Genomic DNA, 8,314 nt, shown 5'->3' on the forward strand with positions numbered 1-8,314 from the left:
CCTCAGCCGGGACATCGCCTGTGATAGACATCTCATAATTCTGCAGTTGGTTTAAAAATACGTTTGCGCGTGAGATCACCTGCTGCGGCAATCCGGCAAGCTTTGCTACCTCGATCCCAAAGCTGCGGTCTGTACCACCCGCAACGATTTTGTGCAAAAAAACGATGTCGTTCCCAAGCTCTTTGACGGCTACAGAGTAGTTGCGGATACCTGAAAACATATTTTCCAGCTCTACAAGCTCGTGGTAATGCGTCGCAAATAAGGTCTTTGCGTGGAGTTTTTGCAGGATATATTCCACGCTCGCCCACGCAATAGACAGCCCGTCCGTCGTGCTTGTTCCGCGGCCGATCTCGTCTAAGATCAAGAGGCTGTTTTGTGTCGCATTGTTGAGGATATTGGCAAGCTCGTTCATTTCAACCATAAAAGTACTTTGACCGGACGCTAAGTCGTCGGACGCGCCCACACGCGTAAATACGCGGTCAACAAGACAGATGTGCGCTTCGTCGGCAGGAACAAAGCTGCCCATGTGCGCCATTAGAACAATCAGCCCGACCTGGCGCATATAGGTGCTTTTTCCTGCCATATTCGGCCCGGTGATGAGAAGCATATTGTTATCTGCGTGGTCAAGCGCCGCATCGTTGGGTACAAAACCTTGCTTCAAAATACTTTCCACAACGGGATGTCTGCCATTTTTGATGCTGAGCACGCCGTCGTCCGTCATGTGAGGACGCACATAATTGTTGTCATATGCGACAGCAGCCATCGATTGCAGCACGTCGAGCAGCGCAATGCGTCCGGCACAGCCCTGCATACGCGCCACATTTTGCGCCAGCTTGTCGCGAAGCTCAAGAAACACCTGGTATTCAAGCGTATTGCGCTTTTCTTCCGCGCCCAGAATCGTATCTTCCATCTCTTTCAGTTCTTCGGTGATATAGCGCTCGCAATTGGCAAGCGTCTGCTTGCGCAAATAACGGTATGGCACCTGCGAAAGGTAAGATTTCGTGACCTCTATATAATAACCAAACACTCTGTTGTAACGAATTTTTAGATTTTTGATCCCTGTTTCTTCCTTCTCTTTGGCTTCCAATTCCAGCAACCAGTTTTTTCCGTTGACGGACGCGTCGATCAGTTCGTCGATTTCCGGATGATAGCCGCGACGGATGATATTACCGTCCATGATGCCGGCTGGCGCGTCTTCGTTGATTGCCTGCTCAAGCAGTGCATGGATGTCTGCAAGGTCGTCAAGATTTTCGCATATATCGGCAAGCAGCGGACTTGCGGTTTCTTCAAGGATACCCTTTAAATATGGAAGCGCGGCAATGGAGCTTTTCAGCGAAAGGCAATCCTTTGCGTCGATCGTTCCGTAGGAAATACGTGTAATGATACGCTCCAGATCGTAAATACCGCCCAAATAATCAGAAAGCGAATTGCGCAGATACAGATCCTGCCGTACTTCGTCTACCGCATCAAGACGCGCGTCGATCTCACTGATATTCTTCAGCGGCTGCAAAATAAATTTTTTGAGCAATCTCCCGCCCATTGCGGTTTTTGTTTTGTCGAGCAGCCACAGCAGCGAGCCTTTTTTCGAGCCTTCCATCAAGGTCTGGGTCAGCTCTAAGTTACGGCGCGTATTGGGATCGAGCACCATAAATGCCGTCTCTTTCAGTGCTTTCAGGCTTGTGATGTGCAGCAGAGTGTTTTTTTGCGTATCTTTTAAGTATTGCATGAGCGCGCCCGCAGCGCTTAAGGCGTCATTTAAATCCGCACATCCAAAACCATTGAGGGATTTTACCTTAAAATGTGTTTGCAGTGCTTTTTTTGCCGTGGGTTCCTCGTATGCCCAATCAAAATATGGATTGATGAATGCGTTTTTGAAGCGTGATTTTTCTGTTAATTTCAGAAGCCTGCCTATATGGGAATCCGCAACGATGATCTCCTGCGGGTTAAGCCGCGTCATTTCGTTGAGCAATGCGGCTTCATCTTCTGCCTGCATCAAACAAAATTCACCTGTGGACACGTCGCAGTAGCCAAGCCCGATCGCACTTTCGCCAAAAAAGATGCTCAGGATATAGCTGTTTTCTTTTTCCTGCAGCATGGAGGTCTCTACGACCGTACCGGGCGTGATCACGCGCGTGATCCCGCGTTTGACGATCCCCTTTGTAGCGCGCGGGTCTTCAAGCTGATCGCAGATCGCGACCTTATGCCCGTTTGTGACAAGTCGCGCGATATAGGCGTCTACCGCATGATGCGGCACGCCGCACATGGGCGCGCGTTCCTCAAGGCCGCAGTCGCGTCCTGTAAGCGTCAGTTCCAGCTCCCTTGACACAAGGATCGCGTCGTCAAAAAACATTTCATAAAAATCACCCAAACGAAACATAAGGATACAATCCTTATATTCTTCCTTTAGGTCAAGATATTGCTGCATCATCGGTGTCAGCTGTGCCATAAATTATCCCTGCTTCTGCGTCATGCGCCCAAATAGTGTAGTCTTTTTCCCCTGTACGATATCTACATCGTAGCATTTGCCGATCATGTCCTTGTTTCCTGCAAAATTTACCATTTTGCTGCTGTCTGTACGTCCGCAGACGTGGTTATTATCGCGTGTGCTGAGACCCTCCACCAGTACGCGGACAGTTTTTCCCTCGTACTCCTTGTTCTTTTCTTCCGTAATGGCATTTTGCAGTGCCACCAGCCGCATAATGCGCTCTTTTCTGACAGACTCAGCTACTTCGTTGTTCATCTCTGCCGCTTTTGTGCCCTCGCGCTTAGAATATACGAATGTAAAAGCAGAATCGTAACGCACCTTTTCCATTAAGGATATCGTATCTTCAAAATCTGCATCCGTTTCGCCCGGGAAGCCTACGATCACATCCGTTGTAAGTGCGATATCCGGCATTCTTTCACGTATTCTGTTCACAAGACTAAGATATTGTTCGCGCGTATAGCCGCGATTCATCGCCGTAAGGATAGCTGTACTGCCCGACTGCACCGGAAGATGGATATGGCGGCAAATACGTGGCTGATCTGCAATCACATCGATCAGCGCGTCCGACAGATCCTTAGGGTGCGACGTCATAAAACGGATACGCGGGACAGACGTTTGCGCACATATTTCTTCTAATAAAGCCGCAAAGTCCATGCCTTCCCCGTGATATGAGTTTACATTCTGCCCCAGCAGCATGATTTCCTGATATCCTTCAAGGCCTTGTATTTCCTGTATGATCTCCTGCGCACTGCGGGATTTTTCGCGTCCGCGTACATAAGGCACGATACAATAGGTGCAGAAATTGTTGCAGCCGTACATGATATTGACAGACGCGAGCGGCCATGTATGCCGGGCAACGGGTACATTTTCGTGCAGGAGCGTGTCTTGGTCCTGTATGGCTAGCACACGCTTTTTTTCTAAGATACATTCCCCTATCAGATTGGCAAGCGTATGGATGTTATGCGTACCGAAAATGATATCGACAAATGGAAAAGTCATTGAGAGCTTTTGCGCCACTTCTTCCTGCTGCATCATACATCCGCACACCGCAATCATCAGCCCTTTGTTTTCATCCTTTAGCTTGCGCAGTGCGCCTACATTGCCGAATGTCTTGTGTTCGGCATTTTCCCGCACGCAACAGGTATTAAAAAGAATAAAATCCGCGTTTTCCTTTGTTGCGCACGCCTCGAATCCAAGCGTTTCCAGTATCCCCGCTATCTTTTCGGATTCGTGCTCGTTCATCTGGCATCCGTAGGTGATGATGTGGTATTTTAAACCGTTGCTTTTTACATATTCTGTTAAGTGACGTTCATTTTCCATATTTAAGATTATAATGCAAAACCGCTATAAAATCCATAGAAAAAGGGCAGAACCCCCGCCTGCCCTTCCATTCTTTTTATATGCTTATCCGCACTTGGAATATCCGCAGGAACGGCAGATGTTACATCCGCCTTCAAATTCCAGCGTCTTGCCACATTCCGGACATTTTGTGTCGTCCGGCTGCTGCTCTGCGTCCTCCTGCATAAGCGGTGCGATCTTAACATCCTGCATTTGCGCGACAGTCTGCAGTACGCGGCCGATGGCGTCAGGACAGGAAAGTACCTTTACATCTCCGCCCTTCCTGAGCGTAGAGTGACAGCGGATACCGCGAAGCTGTTCTACGATGGAATCCACATCCATCCCTGAACGAAGCGCAGTAGAGATCAGCCTGCTCGTCGCTTCGGACTGTGACGGACAGCCGCCGGCGCGTCCAAGATTGGTAAATACCTCGCAAATACCATTTTCGTCGTAGTTTACCGTAATATAAAGATTTCCACAACCAATTTTCACCTTTTGCGTGATTCCCTGCGTTACCTCCGGCCTGTCGCGCGGTGCAACCGCAATACCGGCGGATTCTGTATCCTCGACAGCTATCTGCGTCCCATCTTCTTTTTTGTTGACCTTGCCGATGTTGAGGACCTGCGCGTCACGCGATCCGTCACGGTAAATCGTCACACCTTTAAGGCCAAGCTTGTACGCTAAGTCATACACCTTGCGCACATCTTCCTGCGTCGCCTCCCGCGGAAAGTTGACTGTCTTGGAGACGGCGTTGTCCGTATATTTCTGGAAAGCCGCTTGCATACGTACGTGCGACTCCGGATTGATGTCGTGCGCAGTCACAAAGACGTTTCTGATATCTTCAGGAATTTCTTCGATGTGCGCGATCGTCCCTTCAGAAGCAATGCGCGACATGAGCTCTTTGGAATACAATCCGCGTTCCTTCATTACTTCTTCAAAATATGGATGCACCTCCAGTAGCTCGTCGTTATCCATAACGTTGCGGATATACGACAGTCCGAACACCGGCTCGATGCCCGAGGAAGAATTGCAGATGATGGAGATCGTGCCCGTAGGCGCGATCGTCGTCACTGTGGCGTTACGCTGCACAAGTCCCTGCCCCTGAAAAACGCTTTCGTCATAGGCTGGGAAAGTTCCGCGCTGCTTTGCAAGCTCGGACGACATCTCACGCGCATTGTCGCGCAGAAACTGCATGATATGCTCTGCAAGCTCGATCGCTTTTTCGGAGTTGTACGGGATTTTCAGTTTATACAGGATATCCGCAAAGCCCATCAGACCAAGCCCGATCTTACGCGTAGAGAGCGTCATATCGCGGATTTCGTCCAATGGATAATTATTGACGGTGATAACAGTGTCGAGGAAATGCACCGCATCCCTGATCGTTTGCTTAAAAAGGTCGTAGTCGAGCGCATATTCCCCGCCGTTTTTCACCATCAGCGCATTTAGGTTGATGGAGCCGAGGTTACAGCTCTCATACGGCAGCAAGGGTTGCTCTCCGCAGGGGTTCGTGCTCTCCACTTCGCCGAGCTTGGGAACGGGGTTGTCGCGGTTGATGCGGTCTAAGAAAACAATGCCCGGCTCGCCGTTCGTCCATGCCATTTTGACGATCATCGCATATACATCCGGCGCATAGAGCCTTTTTACTTCTTCTTTTGTATGCGGATCAATGAGCGAATATTCCCGCTTTTCGCTTACTGCCTGCATAAATTCTTCCGTGATCCCCACGCTGATATTAAAGTTAGTGATTTCGGATGTATTTTTCTTGCATTGGATGAATTCGAGGATATCCGGATGGTCGATACGAAGAATCCCCATATTGGCGCCACGGCGCGTACCGCCCTGCTTTACGGCTTCTGTAGCCGCGTTGAACACCTTCATAAAGCTGACCGGGCCGCTTGCCACACCGCCGGTAGAATTGACGGAGGAACCTGTCCCGCGAAGACGCGTGAACGAAAAACCTGTGCCACCGCCGCTTTTGTGGATGAGCGCGGCATTTTTGACTGCATCAAAAATATCTTCCATGCTGTCGGCGACTGGAAGGACAAAACACGCGGAGAGCTGCCCTAACTCCCGTCCTGCATTCATCAGCGTAGGAGAATTCGGCATAAAGCGAAGATCCGCCATCATCTTATAAAATGTGTCTTGCGTTGCTTTGATGTCGGCCTTTAAGTCAAACTCCTGGTCTGCCTCCGCGATCGCATGCGCTACACGCGCAAGTAAATCATCCGGTTTTTCGGTCGGCTTGCCGTCTTTGTCTTTCTTTAGGTAGCGTCTCTCAAGGACGGTCACCGCATTTTTGCTAAACATAGGAAAAAGTCCTCCGTATAATATATTTAGTGTCAGGATAAGTCCGGAACACTATATATAGTACACCGAGGCTAATGAAAATGCCAGCCCTTTTTGTTACTTTTTTGAAATATTTTTAAAGCAAGGACAGAAAGTAGCGATATACGGATAAAGAATCGTCATTGCCTGACGTAAAAAATTCTATTGTGCCATCCGTATTTTGCCCGTTCCGCAAATTTTCGAAGTCTAGGACATGCACGATATGCCTGGCCGTCCCGTATCTGCCGTCATATACATCAAGAAAAGACGGAAACATTTTTGCGGCAATGTCTTTGATTTTATCAGCAACAAAGGAATAATGCGTACAGCCAATCACGATGCCGTCTATAGCCTGTCCGCGGTATGCAACCAGCTTGTCGTGGATATAAGCCTTGATATGGGGATCGGCCACGTTGCCTTTCTCAATAAGGTCGGCAAGACGCGCGCATTCCACGTTGATCACAATATCTTGTGCATCAAGATTATCAAGCAAAGTATGGTAACGCTTTTGTTTTAAGGTAGCGGGTGTTGCTAGGACAATGATCCTCCCCTGCCGACGCTCAAGAAGTGCGGGCTTAACAGCCGGTTCGATGCTGATGATCGGTATATTGTAGCGCTCACGCATCGTCTGTACGACAATACTCGTCGCCGTATTACAGGCGATGACAATCATCTTTACACCCTGATTGAAAAGGAATTCACCGCACTTAAGCGATAATTCCTTGATCTCTTCTTCGGATTTCGTCCCATAAGGCGCATGCTTACTGTCGCCATAATAAAGGAAGTTTTCGTGAGGCAAGCATTTCATTGCTTCGCAAAGCACGCTTACGCCACCTACGCCGGAATCATATATGCCAATCGGCAGATCGTTTTTTTTCATGCTATCATCCTAAAAACTGTTTTAAATTCATTTTGTCTGTTATTTATTATAGTACAATGTGTAAATATAGTAAAGACGCGACAAAAGTATAAAAATTGCTTGCAAAGACCGCATAGATGTGATAATATATCACTTGTTGAATTTATAAATACGGGGGTGAATGAATTGCCTAATATCAAATCTGCTAAAAAACGCGTAAAAGTTATCGCAACAAAAACGCTGCGTAACAAAATGATCAAGTCCGCACTTAAGACAGACCTTAAAAAGTTTGATGCTGCAGTGGTTGCTTCTGATGCAAATGCAAAAGAGCTTTATACAACAGCTGTGAGCGCAGTCGATAAGGCCGCTTTAAAGGGCACGATCCACAAAAACAAAGCAAATCGCGTAAAAGCACAATTGGCAAAAAAATTAAACAGTCAAGCTGAGTAATTTTGATACCCCATTTGAATAAGAAACCTTAAAAACCGATCTCACCCATCGGTTTTTTTATGTGCTGTAAAACTGGAACCCTTTCGCAATGCGGATTTCAAGCCTATTTGTTAGTTACGTGTTAGTTACCGTTCTTAGTTTCTCATGTGTATTGTAACACAAAACGCGCACCCAAAACACGAAATGCAACACGATAACCCGCCTAATCTACACAACAAAAAAGCCCACAAACCTAAGTCTGCGGGGTTTGGGGGTAAAAAAGAACCCCCGGGGGTGGGGGTTAGGGGTGGTGTGGGTTATTGCCTACACTGTAAGTATATGCTTACAACCCTTCTTTTTTACAATCTGGATTGAAACAACTCTTATAATCATAAGAAACGTTTCCCTGTTTGAGCACAGAACACCGCTTAATACTCGCTCCATGTAGCTCGGGAGAATAATTTTTTTGTATAGGAGTACTCTTTATTCCAAATTTGCTATATGCTTCTTCAAAATTAATTTTACTCATAATAATCACTCCTTTAAACTTATTATAAACCTAATCGAATGCAAATATCAACCATTAATTATCATCGTGTTTCCGCTCCCTAGATGATTCTCTACTATTTTTAAAGCAGACGAACTTGAAAAAGTGTGCATATATGCATGATGAAGTGTCAGCAAGCAATCTTGCAAATCGCAGCACTCACCTTTTTTCGTTGCATCCATTTCTTCTAAATCGATAATATTAAGCCCCATTGATTTACACTCTTCTTTGCCTATGTGTCGATTATGAGACTTGGTGTCCTTGTGATTACCCATTTTTTTAACAATCTCTTTTGCGCCCGACGGGTCCCCTTTTAACATATTATCTGCCA

At 47.2% G+C, this 8,314-nt stretch carries 6 protein-coding genes and 1 pseudogene; 1 reads left to right on the forward strand and 6 read right to left on the reverse strand.

Going from position 1 to position 8,314, the window contains the following annotated elements:
* The 4 genes from mutS to murI all read right to left on the reverse strand — a co-directional run.
* Positions 1 to 2,446: DNA mismatch repair protein MutS (mutS, locus tag VB081_RS12975; protein WP_323401202.1), on the reverse strand; the 2,446-nt coding region annotated here is incomplete at its 3' end.
* Positions 2,447 to 2,449: 3 nt separating this feature from the next.
* Positions 2,450 to 3,805, reverse strand: coding sequence for a tRNA (N6-isopentenyl adenosine(37)-C2)-methylthiotransferase MiaB (gene miaB / locus VB081_RS12980; protein ID WP_323401203.1), 1,356 nt, complete (start codon positions 3,803 to 3,805; stop codon positions 2,450 to 2,452).
* A gap of 84 nt (positions 3,806 to 3,889) precedes the next feature.
* The gene (locus tag VB081_RS12985) at positions 3,890 to 6,130 is read right to left on the reverse strand and encodes a vitamin B12-dependent ribonucleotide reductase (RefSeq protein ID WP_323401204.1); all 2,241 of its coding nucleotides are present in this window, start codon (positions 6,128 to 6,130) and stop codon (positions 3,890 to 3,892) included.
* Between the two features lie 115 nt (positions 6,131 to 6,245).
* Entirely contained in the window at positions 6,246 to 7,028 is a 783-nt protein-coding gene (gene murI, locus VB081_RS12990; RefSeq protein WP_323401205.1) for a glutamate racemase, read from the reverse strand.
* Positions 7,029 to 7,193: 165 nt separating this feature from the next.
* Between murI and rpsT the strand changes: the two genes are divergently transcribed.
* On the forward strand, positions 7,194 to 7,457 hold the full coding sequence (gene rpsT, locus VB081_RS12995) for a 30S ribosomal protein S20 (protein ID WP_323401206.1): 264 nt from the start codon (positions 7,194 to 7,196) through the stop codon (positions 7,455 to 7,457).
* Between the two features lie 322 nt (positions 7,458 to 7,779).
* Here rpsT and VB081_RS13000 read toward each other — a convergent pair whose 3' ends face one another.
* Positions 7,780 to 7,965: a hypothetical protein gene (locus VB081_RS13000; protein ID WP_323401207.1), complete on the reverse strand. Its 186-nt coding sequence runs from the start codon at positions 7,963 to 7,965 to the stop codon at positions 7,780 to 7,782.
* 47 nt (positions 7,966 to 8,012) lie between these two features.
* Positions 8,013 to 8,314: pseudogene (locus tag VB081_RS13005) on the reverse strand (S49 family peptidase); the annotation flags it as partial.

Origin of the sequence: Christensenella sp. (genome assembly GCF_034927525.1) — a bacterium.
Lineage (GTDB): Bacteria > Bacillota > Clostridia > Christensenellales > Christensenellaceae > Christensenella.